The organism is Streptomyces sp. NPDC096013 (assembly GCF_044763565.1).
In the GTDB taxonomy this organism is placed as follows: domain Bacteria; phylum Actinomycetota; class Actinomycetes; order Streptomycetales; family Streptomycetaceae; genus Streptomyces.
On sequence record NZ_JBIWGK010000006.1, the window covers coordinates 110,003 to 129,493 of the forward strand.

The 19,491-nt window shown below is 72.1% G+C and carries 19 protein-coding genes; 5 read left to right on the top strand and 14 right to left on the bottom strand.

Annotated features, from left to right (window positions below):
* Window positions 1-366: 366 nt before the first annotated feature.
* A complete protein-coding gene (locus ACIRB1_RS21315; RefSeq protein ID WP_403466584.1) occupies window positions 367-1,146 on the top strand; it encodes a hypothetical protein in 780 nt (259 codons plus the stop codon).
* A gap of 44 nt (window positions 1,147-1,190) precedes the next feature.
* Here the strand turns inward: ACIRB1_RS21315 and ACIRB1_RS21320 are convergent, their stop codons facing one another.
* The 5 genes from ACIRB1_RS21320 to ACIRB1_RS21340 all read right to left on the bottom strand — a co-directional run bounded on the left by ACIRB1_RS21320 (window position 1,191) and on the right by ACIRB1_RS21340 (window position 5,669).
* A complete protein-coding gene (locus ACIRB1_RS21320; RefSeq protein ID WP_403466829.1) occupies window positions 1,191-2,027 on the bottom strand; it encodes a TIGR03943 family putative permease subunit in 837 nt (278 codons plus the stop codon).
* The gene (locus ACIRB1_RS21325; RefSeq protein WP_403466830.1) at window positions 2,024-3,013 is read right to left on the bottom strand and encodes a permease; all 990 of its coding nucleotides are present in this window, start codon (window positions 3,011-3,013) and stop codon (window positions 2,024-2,026) included. The genes ACIRB1_RS21320 and ACIRB1_RS21325 overlap by 4 nt, the downstream gene beginning before the upstream one ends.
* Window positions 3,014-3,214: 201 nt before the next feature.
* Window positions 3,215-4,558: a helix-turn-helix domain-containing protein gene (locus ACIRB1_RS21330; protein ID WP_352179989.1), complete on the bottom strand. Its 1,344-nt coding sequence runs from the start codon at window positions 4,556-4,558 to the stop codon at window positions 3,215-3,217.
* Between the two features lie 48 nt (window positions 4,559-4,606).
* Window positions 4,607-4,861, bottom strand: a complete 255-nt coding sequence (locus tag ACIRB1_RS21335; protein ID WP_352179988.1) for a DUF397 domain-containing protein — start codon at window positions 4,859-4,861, stop codon at window positions 4,607-4,609.
* On the bottom strand, window positions 4,833-5,669 hold the full coding sequence (locus ACIRB1_RS21340; RefSeq protein ID WP_352179987.1) for a helix-turn-helix transcriptional regulator: 837 nt from the start codon (window positions 5,667-5,669) through the stop codon (window positions 4,833-4,835). The genes ACIRB1_RS21335 and ACIRB1_RS21340 overlap by 29 nt, the downstream gene beginning before the upstream one ends.
* 112 nt (window positions 5,670-5,781) lie before the next feature.
* Between ACIRB1_RS21340 and ACIRB1_RS21345 the strand changes: the two genes are divergently transcribed.
* On the top strand, window positions 5,782-6,099 hold the full coding sequence (locus ACIRB1_RS21345) for a DUF6401 family natural product biosynthesis protein (protein ID WP_328830490.1): 318 nt from the start codon (window positions 5,782-5,784) through the stop codon (window positions 6,097-6,099).
* A gap of 305 nt (window positions 6,100-6,404) precedes the next feature.
* Here the strand turns inward: ACIRB1_RS21345 and ACIRB1_RS21350 are convergent, their stop codons facing one another.
* Window positions 6,405-7,229 (bottom strand): mechanosensitive ion channel family protein, encoded by an 825-nt coding sequence (locus ACIRB1_RS21350; RefSeq protein WP_352179986.1) that lies wholly within the window; start codon window positions 7,227-7,229, stop codon window positions 6,405-6,407.
* A 169-nt stretch (window positions 7,230-7,398) separates the two neighbouring features.
* On the opposite strand from ACIRB1_RS21350, the gene ACIRB1_RS21355 reads away from it, so the two are divergent.
* Entirely contained in the window at window positions 7,399-8,637 is a 1,239-nt protein-coding gene (locus tag ACIRB1_RS21355) for an amidohydrolase (protein ID WP_352179985.1), read from the top strand.
* Window positions 8,638-8,648: 11 nt separating this feature from the next.
* Here ACIRB1_RS21355 and ACIRB1_RS21360 read toward each other — a convergent pair whose 3' ends face one another.
* From ACIRB1_RS21360 to ACIRB1_RS21385, 6 genes are all read right to left on the bottom strand, one after another.
* The gene (locus tag ACIRB1_RS21360) at window positions 8,649-10,007 is read right to left on the bottom strand and encodes an extracellular solute-binding protein (RefSeq protein WP_352179984.1); all 1,359 of its coding nucleotides are present in this window, start codon (window positions 10,005-10,007) and stop codon (window positions 8,649-8,651) included.
* Window positions 10,007-12,583, bottom strand: coding sequence for a caspase family protein (locus ACIRB1_RS21365; RefSeq protein ID WP_352179983.1), 2,577 nt, complete (start codon window positions 12,581-12,583; stop codon window positions 10,007-10,009). Before ACIRB1_RS21365 ends, ACIRB1_RS21360 begins: the two co-directional genes overlap by 1 nt.
* 4 nt (window positions 12,584-12,587) lie before the next feature.
* A complete protein-coding gene (locus ACIRB1_RS21370; RefSeq protein WP_352179982.1) occupies window positions 12,588-12,938 on the bottom strand; it encodes a hypothetical protein in 351 nt (116 codons plus the stop codon).
* 82 nt (window positions 12,939-13,020) lie between these two features.
* Complete coding sequence (locus ACIRB1_RS21375; protein ID WP_352179981.1) at window positions 13,021-14,208, bottom strand: hypothetical protein; 1,188 nt, start codon at window positions 14,206-14,208, stop codon at window positions 13,021-13,023.
* An 86-nt stretch (window positions 14,209-14,294) separates the two neighbouring features.
* The gene (locus ACIRB1_RS21380; protein WP_403466585.1) at window positions 14,295-15,515 is read right to left on the bottom strand and encodes a PP2C family protein-serine/threonine phosphatase; all 1,221 of its coding nucleotides are present in this window, start codon (window positions 15,513-15,515) and stop codon (window positions 14,295-14,297) included.
* Window positions 15,516-15,519: 4 nt separating this feature from the next.
* Window positions 15,520-15,804 carry a hypothetical protein gene (locus ACIRB1_RS21385; protein ID WP_403466586.1) on the bottom strand — a complete coding sequence of 95 codons (285 nt, stop codon included), beginning with the start codon at window positions 15,802-15,804 and terminating at the stop codon, window positions 15,520-15,522.
* A gap of 101 nt (window positions 15,805-15,905) precedes the next feature.
* On the opposite strand from ACIRB1_RS21385, the gene ACIRB1_RS21390 reads away from it, so the two are divergent.
* Window positions 15,906-16,391 carry a hypothetical protein gene (locus ACIRB1_RS21390; protein ID WP_352179979.1) on the top strand — a complete coding sequence of 162 codons (486 nt, stop codon included), beginning with the start codon at window positions 15,906-15,908 and terminating at the stop codon, window positions 16,389-16,391.
* An 85-nt stretch (window positions 16,392-16,476) separates the two neighbouring features.
* Here the strand turns inward: ACIRB1_RS21390 and ACIRB1_RS21395 are convergent, their stop codons facing one another.
* The gene (locus ACIRB1_RS21395) at window positions 16,477-17,040 is read right to left on the bottom strand and encodes an SH3 domain-containing protein (protein WP_403466587.1); all 564 of its coding nucleotides are present in this window, start codon (window positions 17,038-17,040) and stop codon (window positions 16,477-16,479) included.
* Window positions 17,041-17,241: 201 nt separating this feature from the next.
* On the opposite strand from ACIRB1_RS21395, the gene ACIRB1_RS21400 reads away from it, so the two are divergent.
* Window positions 17,242-18,219: a hypothetical protein gene (locus ACIRB1_RS21400; RefSeq protein ID WP_403466588.1), complete on the top strand. Its 978-nt coding sequence runs from the start codon at window positions 17,242-17,244 to the stop codon at window positions 18,217-18,219.
* On the opposite strand, the gene ACIRB1_RS21405 is transcribed toward ACIRB1_RS21400, so the two are convergent.
* Complete coding sequence (locus tag ACIRB1_RS21405) at window positions 18,101-19,465, bottom strand: PLP-dependent aminotransferase family protein (RefSeq protein WP_403466589.1); 1,365 nt, start codon at window positions 19,463-19,465, stop codon at window positions 18,101-18,103. The genes ACIRB1_RS21400 and ACIRB1_RS21405 overlap by 119 nt on opposite strands.
* Window positions 19,466-19,491: the final 26 nt, after the last annotated feature.

Below are 19,491 nucleotides of genomic sequence, written 5' to 3' on the forward strand. Positions count from 1 at the left end.
TGCGGTGTGCTCTTCCGATCTGGCGCGAGGAACTGCGCGACCGGCCCCCACCGAACCCGCACCCGAAAACCGCAAGGAAGCCCCCCCCTCAAACCGCCCGGAGCGTCACCCCCCAGGGGCGCGGGGAACTGCGCGACGAGCCCCCACCGGCCCGGCACCCGAAAACCGCAAGAGAGCCAGCCCCTCAAACCCCCCGGAGCGCCACCCCCCAGGGGCGCGAGGAACTGCGCAACCAGCCCCCACCGAACCCGCACCCGAACCGCACCCGGGGTACCCCCACTCACCCGGACGGCCCGGCGCGCTGGTGGACGGCCCAAGGCGATGGTGCCGTTGGGGAAACGCACCCCGCCCCAGGAGGGACCCTCGATGACCCGTACCCCGGCCCGTGTCCTCCTCGCCGTGATACTCGCCGCGGGCACCCTCACCACCGCCGGCTGCGCGAACGAGGCCATCCTGCACGAAGTGACGACCGCCCCCTCCCCCTCGGCCGTACGGACCACCCCCGCAGCCCACGCGTCCTCCGCCGCCGCCCCCGTCCTCACCCCCGCCCAGGCCCAGTCCGCCCTCATCACGGACGTGGACCTCGGCGCCCCGTGGACCCCGACGCAGGGCACGGCGACCTGGCGGGACTCCCTGCTGAAGGCGAAGACGAACATCCCCGACTGCCAACGCCTGCTGGACGCCCTCTACGCCGACGAACTCCTCGGCACCCCGGCCACCACCCAGGCGGTGACCACCCTGGACGACCCGGACGACGACGCCCAACTCCGTTACCAGGTCGCCGCGTTCCCCCAGGCAGACGTGAACCGCACCCTGGACTGGCTCCGCACCCTCCCCCAGAAGTGCGCGAACTTCACGGCGACGACGACCCGTTCCGGCGTCCAGACCATCCAGGTCACCGAGGCCACCCTCCCCGAGGTCGGCGACGCCCGCGAAGGCCTCCACCTCACCGTCACCGGCACCACCCCCGAGGGCGACCAGTCGACCCTCACCCTCGACACGGCCGCCGTCCGCATCGGCGACGACACCATCACCCTCACGAACGGCGGCCCGGGCACCGTCCCCGCGGACGCGACACAACAGGCGGTGCGGACCGGCACCCAGCGGCTGACGGATGTGCAGAAGCAGGGACGGGTGCAGGTCTAGCCCAGGCCCGCGACGAGCGAGCAGCCTCCTGAACCGAGCCGGCGTCAACGCTTGTCATACGGGTCAGCCGGTTCCTTCACCTGTTTGACGGTGGTCGCCTTCAGCACCGGCGGCCACGCCCCGTCCGTTCCCAGCCTGCCCTTCGGGAGCCATGTGCCGGTGACCGTGACCCAGCTGTCGGTCTGCGGGGCGCCGTCGACCTCGTCGCCGCGGATCTCGACCTTGCTGATCGTCGCGTCGGCGGCGCAGCAGGTGACGAGGAGGCGGGTGAGGTACCAGGTGCCGTCGGAGCCGTGGGTGACGAAGCCGGTCATGCGGAGGGTTCGGCCCTTGAGGGAGTGGCCGGTGTCGTAGATCGCGCGGGAGCTGTACTGGGCCACCGAGATGTCCAGCGGGTCCCCGCCGGGCAGCGCCGAGAAGGTGCCGACGCCCTGTGCCGCCCGTTGGGCCTCCTCGCGGGATGCGCTGTACGAGCCGAGGGCGGGGGGTGGAAAGAGGAGCAGGGCCAGGGCGGGGAGTGTCAGCAGCCAGGCGATTCCCGGACCGCCGTGCGTATGCCCATGCGCGTCCCCATGCCCATGCCCATGTCCGTCTCCACGCCCATGTCCGTCTTCATGCCCACGCGCGTGGTCGTGCCCCTCTTCCTCCCCCGCTTCCCCCGCTTCCTCCTCCTCGGCCTCCTCCCCGTCCTCCCCGTTCCTCTGCCGCATCCCCCTCACCGCCGCCACCAGCCCCAGCAGCGTCAACAACCCACCGGACACCACCAGATACGGCCTCAACGCCGGCTGCACATACCGCAGATACAGCTCGCTGAAGAGGGAGATGCGCAGGATCGCCGCGCCCACCAGCAGCAGCAGGACCGCCGAGCCGTGGCGCCTCACAGCAGCCACCAACCCACCAGCGTGCCGGCGGTCACCGCCACCAGCCATGTCGTCGAGGAGAAGCGGAAGGCGAAGGCGCGGCCGAAGGTGCCTGCCTGGAGGGCGATCAGTTTGAGGTCGACCATGGGGCCCACGACCATGAACACCAGCTTCGCCGCCGGAGAGAAGCCGCTCAGGGATGCCGCGACGAACGCGTCCGCCTCGCTGCACACGCACAACACCACTGCCAGCAGGGCCAGTAGGAGGAGCGACAGCCACGACGAACCCGTGAAGACGGCCAGGACCGAGCGCGGTACGGCGATGTTGAAGGTCGCCGCCGCTGCCGCGCCCAGGACCAGGAAGCCGCCCGCGTGCAGGAAGTCGTGCTGCAACCCGGCCACGAACGCCTTCACGCCGACCGTCGAAGATGCGGTCCGCGTGCGCTTGGGCAGGCGCAGCCACTCCTCCCTGCCGAATCTCGCCCAGAGCCAGCCCATCACCACCGCCGTCGCCAGCGACGCGACCAGGCGGGCCAGCACCATCTGCGGCTGGTTCGGGAACGCGATCGACGTGGCCACCAGGACCACCGGGTTGATCGCGGGCGCCGAGAGCAGGAATGCCAAGGCTGCCGCCGGGGCCACGCCCCTTCTCATCAGGCTGCTCGCCACCGGTACCGACGCGCATTCGCAGCCGGGGAGGACGGCCCCCGCCGCGCCCGCGATCGGGACCGCCAGGGCCTGGTTGCGGGGGAGGAGCCGGGTGAACACCCGCTCGGGTACGAACGCTCCGATCGCCGCCGACACCACCGTGCCCAGCAGCAGGAACGGCACGCCCTGTACCGCGACCGCCGTGAAGACCGTCCACCAGGCCGCCACGGGCGGGGTGTAGAGGTCGATCGCCAGCATCGGGCCGAGGACCGACACCACCGTCGCGATCGCCAGCAGCGCCGCGCCGCCGAGGACCGCGTAGACGATCGCGCGCACGGCCAGTCGCAGGCCGTCGGCCACGGTCCGGTCATGCGGGCCGTCGGCCACAGTCCGGTCGTGCGGGCCGCCGGCCGCAGCCCGGGCGTGCGGGCCGTCGGCCACGGTCCGTTCGTTCTGCACGCGCACGCGCCTGTCTCATCCCGTTTCGCACGACTACGGCCACGACTCGTCCGTCGCTCCGTCGCACGCTAACCGTCCGGGCTGTGCGCTATCTCCGTTTTGTCAAAGAGGAGGCTGTGCGGGGGCCGGGCCCAGGGTCGTGGTGCCGGGGGCGGTGCGGTGGCCCAGGCCGGTGCGGTACGCGTCGAGGGCCGCCTCGACCCGGCCGGTGCGGCGGAGCAGGTCGCCGAGCATGCGGCACAGATCGGCCAGGTCACCGGCGGCGCCCGCGCGTTCCAGCAGGCTGAGGGCGCGGACGTAGTGCTCCTCGGCCGCCTCCGTGTCCCGGGAGTCCTCGGCGATGATGCCGAGTAGGCGGTGCGCGGCGGCGGAGTGCAGGGCGCCGCGTTCGGAACTGAGGTCGCTGAGGACGTCGTGGAGCAGGACGGCGGCCTCGTCGGACTTGCCGCGCTTGTGGAGTACGTCGGCCAGCTCGACGGCGACCTGACTGCTGTAGAGCGCCGCGCGCTTCGCCGTCAGCATCGCCAGCGCCTGCCTCAACTCGACCTCTGCGCGCTCGAGTTCGCCGTCCTGCGCGTAGACGTAGCCGCGCATCCAGTGGCAGTTGGCGAGTTCGGTACGGAACTGGAGCTGGCGGTACAGGTCGGCCGCCTTGGCGAGGGAGGCGTCGGCCTCCGCCACCTTGCCCTCCGCTATCAGCGTCCGCGCCACCGACCGGTGCATGCGCGCCAGCAGCGCCGGGTCCGCCACCTGCGGCGCGAGCGCGAGCGCCAACTCCGCCGCCTGGGCCGCCCGCGCGTGCGCACCCATGTCCATGTACGGCCCTATCGCGCTCGCGTAGAGCAGCAGCAGGGCGTCCGGGTCGTGCAGGCCGCCCCGGTTCAGCTCGTCGAGGGTCGACTCCAACAGGTAGACGGCGTACCGGAGTTCACCGGTCAGGTAGTGCGCCACCGCTCGGCCGCGGATCGCCGGGACGCGGGACGGGAGCGGTTCGTCGGCCAGGCGTTGTTCGGCGCGCTCGAAGTACAGGCGGGCGGCGGCGAGGTCACCGGTGTCGAGGCCGCACTCGCCGAGACCGAGCAGCGCCACGGCCTCCTCGTCCGCGAGTCCGAGCAGCTCCGCTTCCTCCAGGAGGTCGGCGTACTGCTCGGCCGCCTCCTCCGACTCCCCGGTGGCCAGGGTGCGTTGGGCCTCGGTGAGGCGCAGTCGGAGTTCGGTGGCGAGGTGGGCGGGACGGCCGGTCGCCAACTCCTCGTAGGCGACGCCGAGTCGCTCCGCGAGGTGACGCAGCGCGTCGTCGGAGGGGCGGACCCGGCCGGCCTCAAGCGTGGAGATGTACGCGGGCGTGTAGGCGGGCTCGGCCAACTGCCGCTGGGTGAGCCCGCGTTCGTGCCGCAACTGCTGGACCCTGCGCCCGATGACTTCCGGGTCGTCCCGTCTCACCATGCATTAATCATGCCAGTAAGCGGACTTACGGACTGGCCAGTAAGTCAGTTACATGGACAGGGAGTTGATGAATTCCTCGAAGCGGGCCCGGTTGACGGTCAGAACGGCACCGTCCGGGTTCTTGGAGTCACGGATCGCGACGCAGGGGGCACCGGTGGCGACCTCGACGCAGTCACCGCCGCTGCTGCCGCTGAAGGAAGACTTGCGCCACGCCACGGTGCCGATCGGGGCGCACTCGACACACTCGCCGCCATTGGTGCCGCTGTAGCTCGACTTACGCCACGTCTGTCGGTTGGTCTCCATAACGCTCCTCCGTCACGCGTGCGATCAGGTCGGCCGAGCCCTCCACCGAGAGGGCGGCGGCCTGCAAACGAGCGTATCCGACCGAACGTTCCCTGATGACTTCCGGGTTGGCCGTCATGTGCCCTTGGTCGTAACCCTCGGAATAGTGGATGTCGGGGTCGTCGTCGAAGCGCAGGAGGGTGAACGAGCCCATCATTCCGGTGTGCGCTCCCACGGAGAACGGCAGCACCTGGATGTTCACCCACGGGTTGTCCCGGAAGCTCACCAGATGGTCGAGTTGCTTACGCATGACCTTGCGGTCACCGACCATCCTGAAGAGCACGGACTCGTCGAGGATGACCCAAACCGCCGACGGCTGCATCTTGTCCAGAATGCGCTGCCGTTCCATGCGAGCCGAGACCATTTCCTCGACCTTGTCCGGCTCGTCGACAACTAGGAGAGCCGCCGCGTACTCCGGCGTCTGAAGCAGACCGTAGGCCAACTGGCACTGGTAGGTGGAGATATAGGCGGCCTTCGCCTCCATGTCCGCATACGCCTGGAACCAGTTGGGAAGTTGGCTCCGAAGCACCATGCCGATCATGCGCGTGAAGGACCCGTCCGTCAGGAACGCCGCGTCGAGGCGTTCGGCGAAGTTCCGGGTCGGGACCTTCTGCGCCGTCTCGATCTGCCCGATGAGCGAGCCGGTGCAGTAGAGGATCTTGCCCAGGCCCTCCAGCGTGAGGCTCGCCGCCTCCCGTAACCGGCGGCACTCGTAGCCGAAGTAGTCCAACGGGGACGCACTCGGGTCGAGTTGGCGAACGTTGACCATGCGACAGCCACCTCCGAGTAGTTACGGCCTGTCGCCGAGAGTAACCATCCGGAGCGCCCCGGGTGATGAGAATCACGAACTCTCCATAACGCACGTAACGTACGGTGGAGAAATGTCCCCTTTGGCCAAGATCAGCAGCGCGTACGGGCCCCGCTTCGCGGAGTTCGCGTTCGAGCCCGCGTTCGTGGCCGAGGTGGACCAGCACGTGGCTGAACTGCGCGAACGGCTGTCGGCCGGCGGGCCCGGGCTGACACCTCCGGCGCCGGACCACGCGGACCTCACGGACTACGCGCTCGGGTTCCTCGACGCGCTCGCGGAGCTGGACTGGCGGGAGCCGGTCGGGCACGACTACGCGGTGTGCAGGCTGACCGCCATCAGCTGGCTCGTACACCGGCACGGACTGCTGCCCGAGCAGCGCCAGGGTGACTGAAAACGGGTTTCCATTGGCTCAACTCCCCCTGGGCCTCTTCCCGTTGCGTACTCCGACCCCCTAAGTTAGGCACGCATTAAGCGTGTTTAATTCGCTACTGTCGCTGCTGTTGCCGTCGCTGTCACTGTCGTTGCGAGGTAGGTATGTCCGCGCGTTACGTCAGAGGATTCTGCGCCGCCGTCATCGCTGTCGCCGCCCTGATCGGAGCGGCGAACGCGAGCCCGGCCAAAGCGGCCGAGCCCGGTCCGGCCCACGAGGCCACGCGGGTTCTGCATCTCCACGCGGCCCCGTAGGGCTGCCCCGACTCACATGCCCGACGACCCGGGCATGTCCCGTCGACCGTCCGTCCCCCTGTCCGTGCCCCTGTCCGTCCCCAGGTCGGTGCGCTCGCGCACCGGCTGGTTGGTCATCGCGTCCTCACGGCCCGACTGGTAGGCCGTGAGGCTGCCCTTCGCGTTGGTCGTCTCGCGCTCCGCCGCCGTCAGCATGCGCTCCATGCGCTGGCGCATCGGGCCGATCATGCCGCCGCCGACGCCGACGATCATGATGCCGGCGACGGTTGCGAGGGCCGCGTACAGCACCGGCTGGGTGACCGAGGTCGCGATGCCCGCCTGGCCCAGCGCGGCGATCACGCCGAGGGCGACGATGCAGGCCCAGACGATGGTGGCGAGCATCCTGCCGTACGACATCGACGAGAGGGCGCTGCCGACGATGCCGCGCACCGCGTTGGCGATGGCCATCGCGACGACGACCAGGACGACCGCGACGATGCCGCGCGGGAGCCAGGCGACGATGCCGTTGATCATCGTGCTGACCGGGTTGGTGCCGAAGACACCGAGCGCGAGCTGAAGGGTGATCAGCATCAGCGCGTAGTACACGATCTTGCAGACGATGCCGGTCATGTCGTACTTGGAGTCCCGCAACATCCGTTCCGTACCGGCCCGTTCGGAGAGTTTCTCCGAGCCGACCTTGCGGAGTACCCGGTCCAGGACCCGGGCGATCATCTTCGACACGAACCAGCCGATGGCCAGGATGACCAGGAAGCCGACGAGCTTGGGCACGAACTGCGCGACCTTGGACCAGGCGTCGTTCAGCCCCTGGGTGAAGTTGACGGCGAGGGTGGTGGCCATGAGCGGCACTTCCTTCGGTGGGTGCTAGTGGGTTCTGCCGGCCCCCTTGTTTCCTAGTCATCAGTGGAGCAGCGCCGTCAGGACCCGGCCGGGTGGGCTGGGCCGTACGGGTGAAGTGCGGGGGCGGGGCCAGTGCCGGAACGCCGAACTGCCGTCCTACGCTGACGCCATGACGTCTGCCGCCGCGCGTATCGCCCTGGACCTCACCGCCGACCTCCCCGTCTCCGGGCTGGAGGACTTCTACCGCGATCTGCATCGGCATCCCGAACTGTCCGGTGAGGAGCGGCGCACGGCCGGGAAGCTGGTCGAGCGGTTCGCCGAGGCGGGGTTCGAGACCCTGGAGGGGGTCGGCGGGACCGGGGTCGCCGGGGTGCTGCGGAACGGGGACGGGCCGACCGTGCTGCTGCGGGCCGACATGGACGCGCTGCCGGTGCCGGAGGAGACCGGGCTGCCGTATGCCTCCTCGGTGGACGGGGTGATGCACGCCTGCGGGCACGACATGCATGTGACCTGGCTGGCCGGGGCGGCCGGGGCGCTGGCCGCCGGGCGGGACGCCTGGTCGGGGACGCTGGTGCTGGTGGGGCAGCCCGCGGAGGAGACGGGCGTGGGTGCGGCGGCGATGGTGGCCGACGGTCTGTACGAGCGCGTCCCGCGTCCCGACGTTCTGCTGGGCCAGCACGTGGCGCCCGGACCCGCCGGGTTCTACCCGCACTCACCGGGGCTGATCATGTCGGCCACGACCGATGTCGACATCGTGATCCACGGGCGGGGCGGGCACGGCTCACGGCCCGAGACGACCGTCGACCCGGTCGTCACCGCCGCCTATCTCGTCACCCGGCTCCAGACCGTGGTCTCCCGCGAGATCGCCGCCCGCGACTCCGCCGTCCTCACCGTGGGCCGGATCGAGGCGGGCACCCGGCACAACATCATCCCGACCACCGCACGGCTCTCCCTGAACCTGCGCACCCAGTCCCCCGACGTACGGGACCGGATGATCGCCGCGATCCGGCGGATCGCCACCGGTGAGTGCCTCGCCGCGGGCTGCCCGAGCGAGCCCGAGATCACCTTCGGCAACGACTTCCCGATCACCGTCAACGACGCCGACACCGACCGGCGCGTCGCCGCCGTGCACACCGAGGTCCTCGGCGCGGGCACGGTCTTCGACCCCGGCCCCGCGATGGGCAGCGAGGACTTTCCGCATCTGGTCCCGGACGGGGTGCCGTACTCCTACTGGTTCGTGACGAGCACCCCGGCCGATGTGTGGGACGCGGCGCCCGGCACCGATCTCATGGAGAAGTTCCACGCCGTGCCCAGCAACCACAGCCCGCATTTCGCGCCCGACCTGGTGACGGTCGCGCCGGGCGTACGGACCCTGGTGTCGGGCGCGTTGGCCTTCCTCACCGGCTGAGCGGGGCCGCGTCAGTCGGGGAGGGCCTTCCTCAGCGCGGTGTCCAGCCTCTTCGCCAGGGTCGCGTCGCTCGGCGGGTCGTCCCCGAACAGGGGGCCCAGCTGTGCGGTGAAGGTCTGGGTGAACGCGCCGTAGAGCGGAGTGCGCGGGCGCTGCACCGCCTTGCGCAGTGCGGGGAGCAGGGTGGTGCGGGCGTACGCGGGGCGGCCGGCCGCGTCGCGGGGCATGCGGTCGGTGGTCTCGCCGCTGGGGGAGGCGGACGGCGTAGGGGCGGTGCCGACGCCGCAGGTCACGTTGTTGTCCTGGTAGGCGGAGGTGCGGGTGGCCGCGAAACCCGCGTCCAGCAGGCAGCGTTCGCTCTGTCTGCCGGTGAGGTACTTGATCAGGTCGGCCGCCTTGGCCGCCCGCCCGGACGACTCGGTCACCGCGAGGTTCTGCCCGCCGAGCACCGCACGGCCCGGCAGCGGGGCGACCCCGAGCTGGTTCGCGGCGAACGACTGGTGGAGGGTGCGGTAGGCGTACGGCCACTGCCGCAGGAACTCCGTCCGGCCGTCCGCGAAGTCGCCGAGCGAGTCGGCCTCGTCGGACTGGAAGGCGGCCGGGAGGGTGTACGAGGGGTCGGTGCGGCTGCGGAGTTCGGCGATCCCGGTCGTCAACTTCCCCACGGAGGAGTCGTAGTGGCCGTCGCCGTTCGTCAACTCGAAGTCCGGGTCGGCGGACGCGAACGCCTCGATCGCGTTGACGGTACGGCCCTCGTAGGCGCCCAGCTGTGTGGTCCAGCCCGCGACGTCGGGGAGGGCCTGTCTGACGGCGCGGCTCAGTTCCTGGAGCCGGGCCCAGCTGATGTTCTGGTTCAGGTCGGGCTGCGAGACTCGCGCCTTCTTCAGGAGATCGGTGCGGTAGTAGAGCAGTCCGACATCGCTGTTGAAGGGCGCCGCGTAGACCTTGCCGTCCCAACGGGCCGTGTCCGCCACGGACGTGATGACATCGGCGTCGACCGTGCCGTCGGGCAGCGGGCGGACGAGGTGCGCGGCGGCGAACTCCGGCACCCACGTCACGTCCAGGTTGACCACGTCGTAGTCGGCGCTCCCGGACTGGAGGGCGCCGAGCAGCTGGCTGCGCTGTTCGTCGGCGTTGCCGGGAAGCTCGACCAGCCGCGCCCGGTAGCCCGAACCCGCGTTCTCCTGCTGGACGTTCCAGGCATGGATGAGCTGCTCGCGGATGCCGCCCTTGCCGGTGACGTCCTGGCCGCTGGCCACCACGATCTCGCCCGGCCCCTCGTCGTCGGCAGGCCCGGCCGAGGTGTGGCCGCCCGTGCAGCCCGCGAGCAGCAGCAGGGTCAGCAGTGCCGCGTACCGGCGCCGGGCCATCAGTCCTCCCCCGTTCCGGCGCGCGCGACCTCGTCGTGCAGGCCCGCGCCGAGATCCGTGTCGGCGTCCAGGCAACGGCCGCCGCTCGCGGCGGAGATCCGCTCGTCCGGCTTGCCCTTGTCGCAGCCGCCGCCCACCAGCGACACCATCGCCACCGGCACCTTCACCGACCGCGCCTTCGCCAGTACGGCGTCCAGGTTCCCGCCGGTGAGCCGGTTGTCGTCCTCGTCGTCGGTGACGTAGACGATCAGCCGGGGCCCGTTGTCGTCGGCGCCGCGCTCGGCCATGTAGCCGAGGGCGGCGAGCAGCGCGGCGTGCGGATCGGCCTGGGCGTCCTGGGTCGCTATCGCGCTGATGACCTTCCCGGCAGCGGCGCGCTGGTGCGGGCCGAAGGGAAGCACCTCCTTGTACGGGGCGTGGCCGTCCAGCCCGGAGACGCCCCACACGCCGTAGTGATCCCCCTCGCCGAGCCCGCCGAGGGACTGCTTCACCAGGCCGGGGCCGCCGCTCGGGCCGTCCCAGAGGGCGCCCATCGAACCGGAGTCGTCGATCAGGAAGAGCACCCGGCCGGTGCCGTCGGCCTTGCGGTAGCCGGTGAGCGCGTCGTCCATGGCCTGGTGCTCGACGTGTCTGGTCGGCAGGTCCGCCGGGGTGGGGTCCACGCCGGTGCCGGGCGAGCGCGGGTCCAGCAGGCCGCGGTCGCCGTCGGCCGAGCGGAAGCCGTCCGCCGCGAACACGGCCCGGCCGCCGCTCCCGGCGAGCCACCGGTGGAAGTCCTCGGCCGCCGTGTCCCGCGCCTCCCGGTCCCGGTCGGCGCCCTGCCAGCGGACGCGCACGAAGGCCGGTTCGACACCGGCCGTGTCGTCCGGGTACTCGGCGACCCGGGCCACCCGGGTCGCGCGGTCGCAGCCGACCCCGCTCTTCAGCAGGAACTCGGGGACCAGCGCGGCGGTCACGCGGTCCACGGTCGGGTCGTCGGGCAGCGTGCACAGCAGGTCGGCGGCGGTGGGCGCGGGCGGCCCCGGCGAGCGCACCAGGCCTTCCGCGCTGCGCGCGTCCGAGTCGTGGTAGAGCCCCATGGTCGCGAGCAGTGCCGCGTCGGTGAACTCCGGGTCGGGGCGGCTCACTTCGGCGTCCGGAGCCCGCCCGCGCAACACGGTGATGAGTTCGTTCAGCCGCAGCCCGGCCCCCGAACTCCCCTTCGCCGCGAGGTTCCTGGGCACGGCGAGCACCAGCGGCGAATAGGCGAGGGGCTTGGCGTCCGTGGTGAGCGCGACGACGGCATCGATGTCCTGGTGGGCGGTCACCCGGGCGGCGTCGGCGACCGAGGCCGGAATCCAGATGTCCGGCTGCGGGCCGATGTCGCGCTGCGGATCGGTGTCGTCGCCGGGTTTCTGCCAGGCGTCCGACTGGCGCTGGAGCGCGGTGACCATGTCGGCGGTGCCCGCGCTGTAGACGGTGATACCGCTGCGCCGGCAGCCGTCGCCGGTGGTGTTCGCGTCCGAGGTGAGATACGCGTCGGCGGCCGAACGGACGGTGGACTCCAGATCGGGGTCGGCCTGCACCCGCAGTTCGAGCGGCGGACCGCACGAGGCACCGCCCGCGGCGAGGGTGTAGATGCCGTACGACCCGAGTCCCAGGGCGGCGAGGGCCAGCACCAGGATGATCCGGGTCGCCTTCCGCGGCATCGCCCCCCACCGCCCGGACCACCGGGCGACGACACCGCCGAGCCTCCGCAGCACGCCGAGCGGCGCCTGCCACGCGCGCCGTAACGCGGACGGCCCGCGCTCGGGACCGGTGTCCACCCGCACCGGAGGATCAGGCCGCTCACCCCGCACCGGCCGGGCCGACAGCAGCACGTCCTCCTCGGGCTCCCACCGGCCGCGCGGCTCCCAGGGATCACCGCGCAGGGTGCTGTACCCGTCCTGGCGCATCAACTCCCGTAACTGCCTGGAGAGTTCGACGAACCGCACCTCGCCGTCCCGGTCGAGGAGCCGGACGAGCCGCTCGGTGAACGGCGTCGGTCCTGTGCCGTCGCCCGCGTCGATGCGGTGGTTGGCCTGCACGCTCAGCTGGAGCAGCACGCGCCGCCGGTCGCGGAAGTTCTCCCAGATCCAGCCCGCGTTCCCGGCGAAGCAGCAGTCGAGGACCACCACGATCCGCTCGGCGCGGCCGGCGGCCAGCATGGTCAGCATCGTGGTGACCATCTCCGCGCCCGGGAACACCGCCTGGCCGCCCGCGACCACGCTCGCGTTGCGCATCTGGAGGAAGAGTTCGTCGCCCGCCGCGGTGATCGCGCCGTGCCCGGCGAAGTACACCAGGAGCAGCCCCTCGGCCTCCTGGGCCGCGGTGCGCAGCGCCCGGTCGAAGTCGTCCAGCGTCGGCGACCGCAGCACCCGCACCTCGTGGTCGCCGAACACCCGGCCCCTGGGCAGCACGTCCCGCAGCAGGTTCAGGTTGTGCTTGACGGCCGGGAGATCACCGGGCACACCGAACGGCGGCACGGTGGTGTCGTACTCCGAGACCCCCACCAGGAGCGCCCGGTTGACCTTCCCCCGCGGGTCGAAATCGGACACCGGGCTACCCGTTGCCGTCGGAGGACACCACATCCACGTCCACGTGCGGCGGCTCTCCGTGCTCGACTTCCCGGCGGTTGTCCCGCCAGGCCACGACGGCCCGTCTGATCTCCTGCACCAGCTGACTGAACACAGGCGCGGCAGCCGAGCTGACGAGCGCCACCACGATCTCCGAGCCGACCCCCATGGGCGCCCCGGACTCGGGTTCGCTCGACCGCGCCTCGCTGATCCGCAGGCCGCCCGCGCGCACCCGCTCCTCCAGCGGTTCCTCCCGTGCCAGCCACGCCATCAGCGCGCCGACATCACGCGCGTCCGCGGTCCCGTCCAGCCGTAAGCGAATTCTCTGGTCGGCCACTCCATCCCCCTCAGCCCTGACGCACCATCATGGCACCGCTGTTGACTCCAGGGGAGGGCGATGCGGGGAGATTCACGAGTCTTCACGAGGTGAGCGGCTGTGACTCCAACTGCCCCAACTGCTTGCGCACATGATCCAGAGCGCCCTTCCGCCGACCCGGCACCAGCCCCCTCAACTCGGCGAGCGCGAGCCCGAGTTCACGGGCGGGAACGGGATCGTGAATCTGCCCCCACTGATGGTGCGCCCGGTCCACGGCGGCTTCGACGGCAACCGTCCCAGGCGCCTGCCCCGCCGCGAGCCGCGCCCCCGCCACCGCGAGCCACGCCTGACAGCTCCGCACCGGGTCCCCCGCCAGCATCGCGAGATCCGCCCGCACTTCGGTCCAGTGCAGAGCCTCTTCGGAACCCCGGCCGTGAGCCCGCACGGCGGCCTGCTCGTGCTCGGCGGCGAGGGCGTCGGCATCGGGGTGACGGCCGGCTTGAACGGCGGCGGCGATGGCACCGTGCGGGTCGGCGTCCTGCGGCCGACCTGGGCTGTTCAGACTCCGGCCGGGATGATTCAGCCCGCCCGGCGTTTGCGGACGAGGCCCCTTCAGGGCCGATGGGGGTCTGGGGGCGGAGCCCCCGGGCACGGCACCCACGAACCCCGGCGAGGCAAGGAGCACATCCGCGTACGCCTCCGCGCCCAGCCGCTCCACCGCCTGCTGATGCAACTGCTCCACCGGCGGTCGCCACCCGCTCCGCAGGATCGTCGCCACCGCCTTCATGTACGACGGAACGGCCACCACCCGACGGGCCGGCGGCGGTGCGACGCGACCGTAGACGGCGTTCGTACGGCCCGAGTCGAGCGGCTGCGCCCGCAACCACTGCCAGGTCTCCGCGTCGGTGTGCAGATCGAGGAGCAGGGTCGTCGTGCCCGGCGCCCGCAGGCGCAGCTCCTCCCGCACCCACGCCCACGGAAACCCGGTGTAGCGAACCGTCGCCGGAGTGGTCCGGGCCAGCGCCAGATGCGGAAGGCGCTGTTTCCGGTCGAGTTGGAGCTGCCCGGCGACGAACACGGTCAACGGCCCCGGCGCCGTCGCCGCGGCACGCAGCCGGGTCAGCACGGCCTGCGGCTCCAGCGGATCGGCCAGTTCGACAACGTTGGCGGTGTCGGCACCCGACAGCACCGAGGGCTCGACCGCCGCCAGCACCGGCAGAACGGAGGCCGCGTCCACCAGCCGGCCCCTGCCGACCGGCGAGGCCGCGAGCAGCAACACCGTTCCAGGCATGGCGCCCACCCCCGAACCATCCGTCACTCACTTCGTACCGAAGCACCGTAACCTCTGCTCACCCTCTGCTGCCGCAAAGGGTGATGTCAGGACCTCCGTACCGCGAAGATCGTGGTGTCGTCGGCGAGATGTCCGCCGCCGTGCCGCAGCGTGCCGTCCCGGACGAAGGCGACGAGACGGTCCGGTTCGGTGAGCTGCGGATCGGCCAGTACGCCTTTTCTGACAAGGGACTTGAGCGGATAGAAGACGCCGTCCCCGTTCCGCGCCTCCGTCACCCCGTCCGTGACGACGAGGAGCGTCTCGCCGGGCGCGAGCCTGATCCGGAGGGTCGGTGGCGGCCCGTCCATGTGGGCCAACTCGCCCAGCCCGAGCGGGAGTCCGTGCCCGGGCGGCAGGGACCGTACCCCCCGCGGCCCGACCACCAGCGGGGGTTCGTGACCGAAGTTGACGACCTCGACGACGTCCGGTTCGGCCACGGGGAAGCCGAGCAGCACGGCGGTGGCGAACCGGTCGACGTCCTCCCCGGCACCCAGCGCGGCGAGATGCAGCCCGTGCCGGTGCATCCGGGTCTCCAGCCGCGCGGCGACGGTCGCGAGCTCCACCTCGTGATAGCCGGCCTCACGGAACGTGCCGAGCAGCGCCGCCGCTGCCTCCACCGCGCCCAGGCCCTTGCCCTGGATGTCGCCGACGAGGGCGCGGGTGCCGTGCAGGCCGGGCTGGATGTCGTAGAAGTCGCCGCCGACGCGGGCGAAGGCGTCCGCGGCGAGATAGACGGCCGCGTGGTCGAGGCCGCCCCAGCCGGGAGGGAGCGGGCGCAGCAGGGTGCGGCGGGTGGTCTCGGCGACATCGCGCATGTGCAGCATCCGGCGCTCGCCGCGGACCCGGACCGCGCAGGCCAGCACGGCGAGGACGCCGCCGACGCCGACGAGTATGAAGTCGGGCAGGCCGGTCTGGTACTGGCGCGGCCAGGCGTGGTCGGCGAGCGCGTAGGTGGCGACGCCGAGCACGGCGAACACCGCCGTGCCCCACACCCCGCAGATCGCGGCGGCGATGCCGGGCACGAGCACGATCCAGGAGACGGTCCGGAACTCGCCGCCGGTGTACCAGTCGACCTGGAGGATGGTGATGAGCACCAGCAGCGGCGGAATCCAGGCGACGCTGCGCCCGCCCACCCGCAGCAGATGCTGGCGCCGCAGCGCGTCGGGGTCCCCGGCGCGGGGCAGCCGGTCGAGCGGGGAGCGCCCGGAGTCGCCGGGGCGCCAGGGTCTGAGCCCGCGGCGCACCGGTCCGGTCCCATGGCCGCTCACGGCGTCAGTACGCGACCGGCATCCGGGCGCGCGGGTGCGTGTGCCGCTCCATCTCGTCGACGCGCAGGCGGCCGGTGCGGGTGCCGGGGGCGGTCGCGGCGGCGGGGGAGACGGGGGAGGCGTACGTCCGGCCGGGGCCGTCGTCCAGGGCGCGGAGGGGGTCGCGCGGATCGCTGCCGCCCCCGGTCCCGGGTTCGCTCGACCGGGGGGAGCCGCCTCGCGGCGGCGCACACGCGGCGGCGACGCGGCCGGCGATCGTGCCGGTGGCGCCGAAGAGTACGAGCTTCATGCGCCCCAGCGAAACACGGGCCGACCGAGGCCGCACTCCGACTTGCCACCGTCTCCGCCGGGGTGTGCATTGGTAGTACGGGGAAAGAGAGGAGTGCTCTCATGGCCCAAGCGGCACCCACGCCCGGCGGAATGAGCGGCCCGAACCGAATGGCAGGCCCGCGCACCACCGGCCCGCGTGGCTTCACGAGCAATCTGCCCGACATCTTCGACACCCGCGTCCACCGCGTCGCGAAGATCGCGATCCCGGTCGTCCTGGGGCTCGTCTACGGCTACTGGGCGGCGGCCAACCGTCGCAGCGGCGGCCCCATCACCGGCTGGAACATCCTGTTCGGCTTCGTCACGGCACTCGCGTTCATCGTGCTGTGCCTGGCGGTCGCGCAGTTCGCCCCGCTGCTGAAGCGCGAACTGCACTCACTGGTCAAGTCCGGCTTCGCGGGCGCCGCGCTCGGCTTCCTGTACAGCCAGACCGGCGAGAGCGTGCTGCGCTCGGCGGCCATCGGTCTCGCCACCACCGCGGGCGTGTTCCTGGTGTTCTTCTACCGCTACTACACGCGCGAGGACGGAGCGGGCAACCGGGTCCGCTGACCGCGCGGGCAGCACCACGTGGCCCCCGGCACCGAGTCGGTGCCGGGGGCCACGCACTGCTCACGATCCCTTCGCCACGGCCGCCTCAGGGCGCCCAGCTCCAGATCCCGCCGCCGGTCGACGAACCGGAGGCGCTCCAGCTCCAGGTGCCCGCGCCGCTCGACCCGGAGGCCGAGACGCTCCACGAGGACGAGCTGTTGTCGTTGTTCCAGTCGGAACTGTTGCTGTGCCAGCCGGAGTTGCCGCCGCCGTCCTTCCAGCCGGGACACGGGTCCGAGCAGGACGGCACACCCTGGCCGCCGGTGTCGACGAACGCGGCGCTGGCCCAGGCTTGGGCGCCGACGAGCCAGTACCAGTCGGGATTGCCGTTCACGCTCTGTCCCCTGACCACGCATTGGACGCGGTCCTGACTGCCGGGTGAGAGCGAGTCGACGACGGGTGAGTGGGTGGTGGGCGATTCCCGCACGTTCAGATCCGTGCGGGAGACGATGGTGCCCCAGATCGGACTGCCGCCACCGCCACCACCGCCATGTCCTTCGGCGTACGTGGTCGGTGCTGCCGACGCCGTGGTGCCCGCCGCCGCGACGGCGAGGGTGCCACCGGTGAGCAGGGCCGCGGCCAGAGTCCGCAGGGCCGGAGTGGTGCGCATGTTCGGCCTCCTTCTCCCCAGCTCCAGGAAACACCCGTTCGGGTGATGCCTCCACCGGAGAGCGGACCGCCCAGTTCCGCCAAGGGTTCCGCGGGGTTCCACGCGACCCGGCCCACCCATTCGGTTCGACATTTAACCCATACGCAGTCAAAAACCTCCGACCCGCTCGCGTACGGCGCCTCCCGGGCCTGTCCTGGGGAGGTGCCCCCACGTCTCCGGAGCGCCCTGTCGGCCGTCCTCGTCGCCCTCTCCTGCCTCCTCACGCCCTTCGGCGCGCTGGCGGCCTGGGCGGCGTACGGCCTGACGGACTCCGGCCGCTACGTCACGACGATGGCACCGCTCGCCGCCGACCCCGCCGTACGGGACGTGATCGCGGACACCGTCGGCACGGGCATCCTGCGCGAGGTGCGGGTGGGCCGCACCCGGATCGGCGGGACCAGGGTCGACGGGGTCCGGATGAGCGCGACCCAGGGCGTGATGGCGCCCTTCGTGCACGACGCCCTGCACTCCTTCACCAAGACCCGGGCCTTCCGCGTCGCCTGGGACGAGGGCAACCGCGTCACTCACGACGCCGTCCTGCGCGCCCTGGAGGACGAGCGGCAGGACGGCACCGTCACCGTCGACCTGGCCCCCGTCACCGCCAGCGTCAAACACCAACTCGCCCACGAGAACCTGCCGTTGGCGAACAACATCCCCGTCCGGCACACCGAGGTCGCGGTTCTGCCCGCCGGTGAACTGGGCCCGCTCCGGAAGGAGTTCCACGTGCTCCAGGTCGCCGGTTTCTGGCTTCCCGTGGCCGCCGCCGTCTTCGCCGTCACCGGCATCGCCGTCGCCGTGCGCCGCCGTCGCGCGATCACCGCCACCGCGCTCGGCACCGCCCTCGGCGGCGCGCTGCTCGGCCTCGCGCTCGTCATCGGCCGCCACTTCACCGTCGCCGACCTGCCGGCGGAGGTCACCGAGGCGGCGGGCGGCGCGATCTACGACGCCCTGACCGCGACCCTGCGCACGGTCGCCTGGCTGCTGCTGGGTGTGGGCCTCACGGTCGCCGGGGTCGCCTGGCTCACCCGCTACGCCCACCAGGCACGGGAGTTCGTCCTGCTGCGCCTCGTGCGAGAGCGGCGAGCGTCCGCAGCGCCCGGCGCAGATCGGGCACAGCAGCCGACGCGAGCCCAAGTCTGACCGCGTCCGGGGTCCGCTTCGGCTCGACCGCGAACGCGGTCCCCGGCGTGACCGCGATCCCGCGCTCCGCGGCGGCGGCCGTGAACGTGTCGGCCCGCCACGGCGCGGGCAGCTCCCACCACGCGTAATAGGCGAGCGGATCGGCCCGTACGGCGAACCCCGCCAACTCCTCGGCGACCAGCCGCTGCCGGGCCCCCGCGTCGGCCCGCTTGGCCTCGACCAGCCGCGCCACGGTCCCGTCCGCCAGCCACCGCACCCCGGCCTCCAGCGCGAACCGCCCCGCACTCCACCCACCCGACCGGATCGCGGCGGCCACCGCGTCGACCCGCTCGTCCGGTACGACGGCGAAGCCGACGGTGAGCCCCGGCGCGACCCGCTTCGACAGTCCGTCCACGACATGCACGAGACCGGGCGCGTGGGCGGCGAGCGGCGCGGGGGAGCCGGGATGGAGGAAGGACCAGATGCGGTCCTCGACGACGGGCAGCCCCAACTCCCCGACGACATCGGCGATTTCCCGCTTCCGTGCCTCACCGGTCGTCACGGAGGTCGGGTTGTGGAGCGTCGGCTGCACATAGAGCGCGGAGAGCGGCGCGGCGCGATGCGCGGCACGGACCGACTCCGGGCGCAGCCCGCCCCCGTCGGCCTCCAGCGCGACCAGTGCGACCCCGAGCCGCCCGGCGATCTCCCTGACCAGCGGATACGTCAGCGGCTCGACGCCGACCCGGCCGCCCGGCCGGACGAGGGAGGCGAGGGTGGCGGCGATGGCCTGACGGGCGTTGCCGGAGAACAGGACGCGGTCGGGGGCGGGGCGCCAGGCGGGGGTCGCGAGCAGGTCCGCCACCGCCTCGCGGGCCGCCGCCGTGCCGGTCGCCGGGGCCGGGCGCAGGGCGTCGGTGAGGACGTCCGGGCGGAGGAGCGGCGCGAGGGCGGGGGCCAGCAGCTCCGACTGGCCTGGCGCGGAGGGGTAGTTGAGCTCCAGATTCACCGGGGCCGCCGTCGACGGCTCGATGAGCGCCCGCCCGTACGGCCCCGCCGTCGCCGCCGCCCGGACGAATGCGCCGCGCCCGACCTCCCCCACCACCAGGCCCCGGCGCACGAGTTCGGCGTAGACCCGCCCCGCCGTGGAACCGGCGATCCCGCGCCGCCGGGCGAACACCCGCTGCGGGGGCAGCTGCTGGCCGGGGCGGAGGCGGCCGGAGGCGATGTCGGCGGCGATGCGGTCGGCGATGTGCCGGTAGTCGTCCACTGGTCCCCGTCCGGTGATCCCGGCCC

Bases quoted from the DNA above. Each gene is read 5' to 3' on its own strand.
- ACIRB1_RS21395 (WP_403466587.1), bottom strand. From the start codon at position 17,040: ATGCGCACCACTCCGGCCCTGCGGACTCTGGCCGCGGCCCTGCTCACC.
- ACIRB1_RS21335 (WP_352179988.1), bottom strand. From the start codon at position 4,861: ATGGAGACCAACCGACAGACGTGGCGTAAGTCGAGCTACAGCGGCACC.
- ACIRB1_RS21375 (WP_352179981.1), bottom strand. From the start codon at position 14,208: ATGCCTGGAACGGTGTTGCTGCTCGCGGCCTCGCCGGTCGGCAGGGGC.
- ACIRB1_RS21340 (WP_352179987.1), bottom strand. From the start codon at position 5,669: ATGGTCAACGTTCGCCAACTCGACCCGAGTGCGTCCCCGTTGGACTAC.
- ACIRB1_RS21360 (WP_352179984.1), bottom strand. From the start codon at position 10,007: ATGGCCCGGCGCCGGTACGCGGCACTGCTGACCCTGCTGCTGCTCGCG.
- ACIRB1_RS21350 (WP_352179986.1), bottom strand. From the start codon at position 7,229: ATGGCCACCACCCTCGCCGTCAACTTCACCCAGGGGCTGAACGACGCC.
- ACIRB1_RS21385 (WP_403466586.1), bottom strand. From the start codon at position 15,804: ATGAAGCTCGTACTCTTCGGCGCCACCGGCACGATCGCCGGCCGCGTC.
- ACIRB1_RS21355 (WP_352179985.1), top strand. From the start codon at position 7,399: ATGACGTCTGCCGCCGCGCGTATCGCCCTGGACCTCACCGCCGACCTC.
- ACIRB1_RS21315 (WP_403466584.1), top strand. From the start codon at position 367: ATGACCCGTACCCCGGCCCGTGTCCTCCTCGCCGTGATACTCGCCGCG.
- ACIRB1_RS21390 (WP_352179979.1), top strand. From the start codon at position 15,906: ATGGCCCAAGCGGCACCCACGCCCGGCGGAATGAGCGGCCCGAACCGA.
- ACIRB1_RS21330 (WP_352179989.1), bottom strand. From the start codon at position 4,558: ATGGTGAGACGGGACGACCCGGAAGTCATCGGGCGCAGGGTCCAGCAG.
- ACIRB1_RS21345 (WP_328830490.1), top strand. From the start codon at position 5,782: ATGTCCCCTTTGGCCAAGATCAGCAGCGCGTACGGGCCCCGCTTCGCG.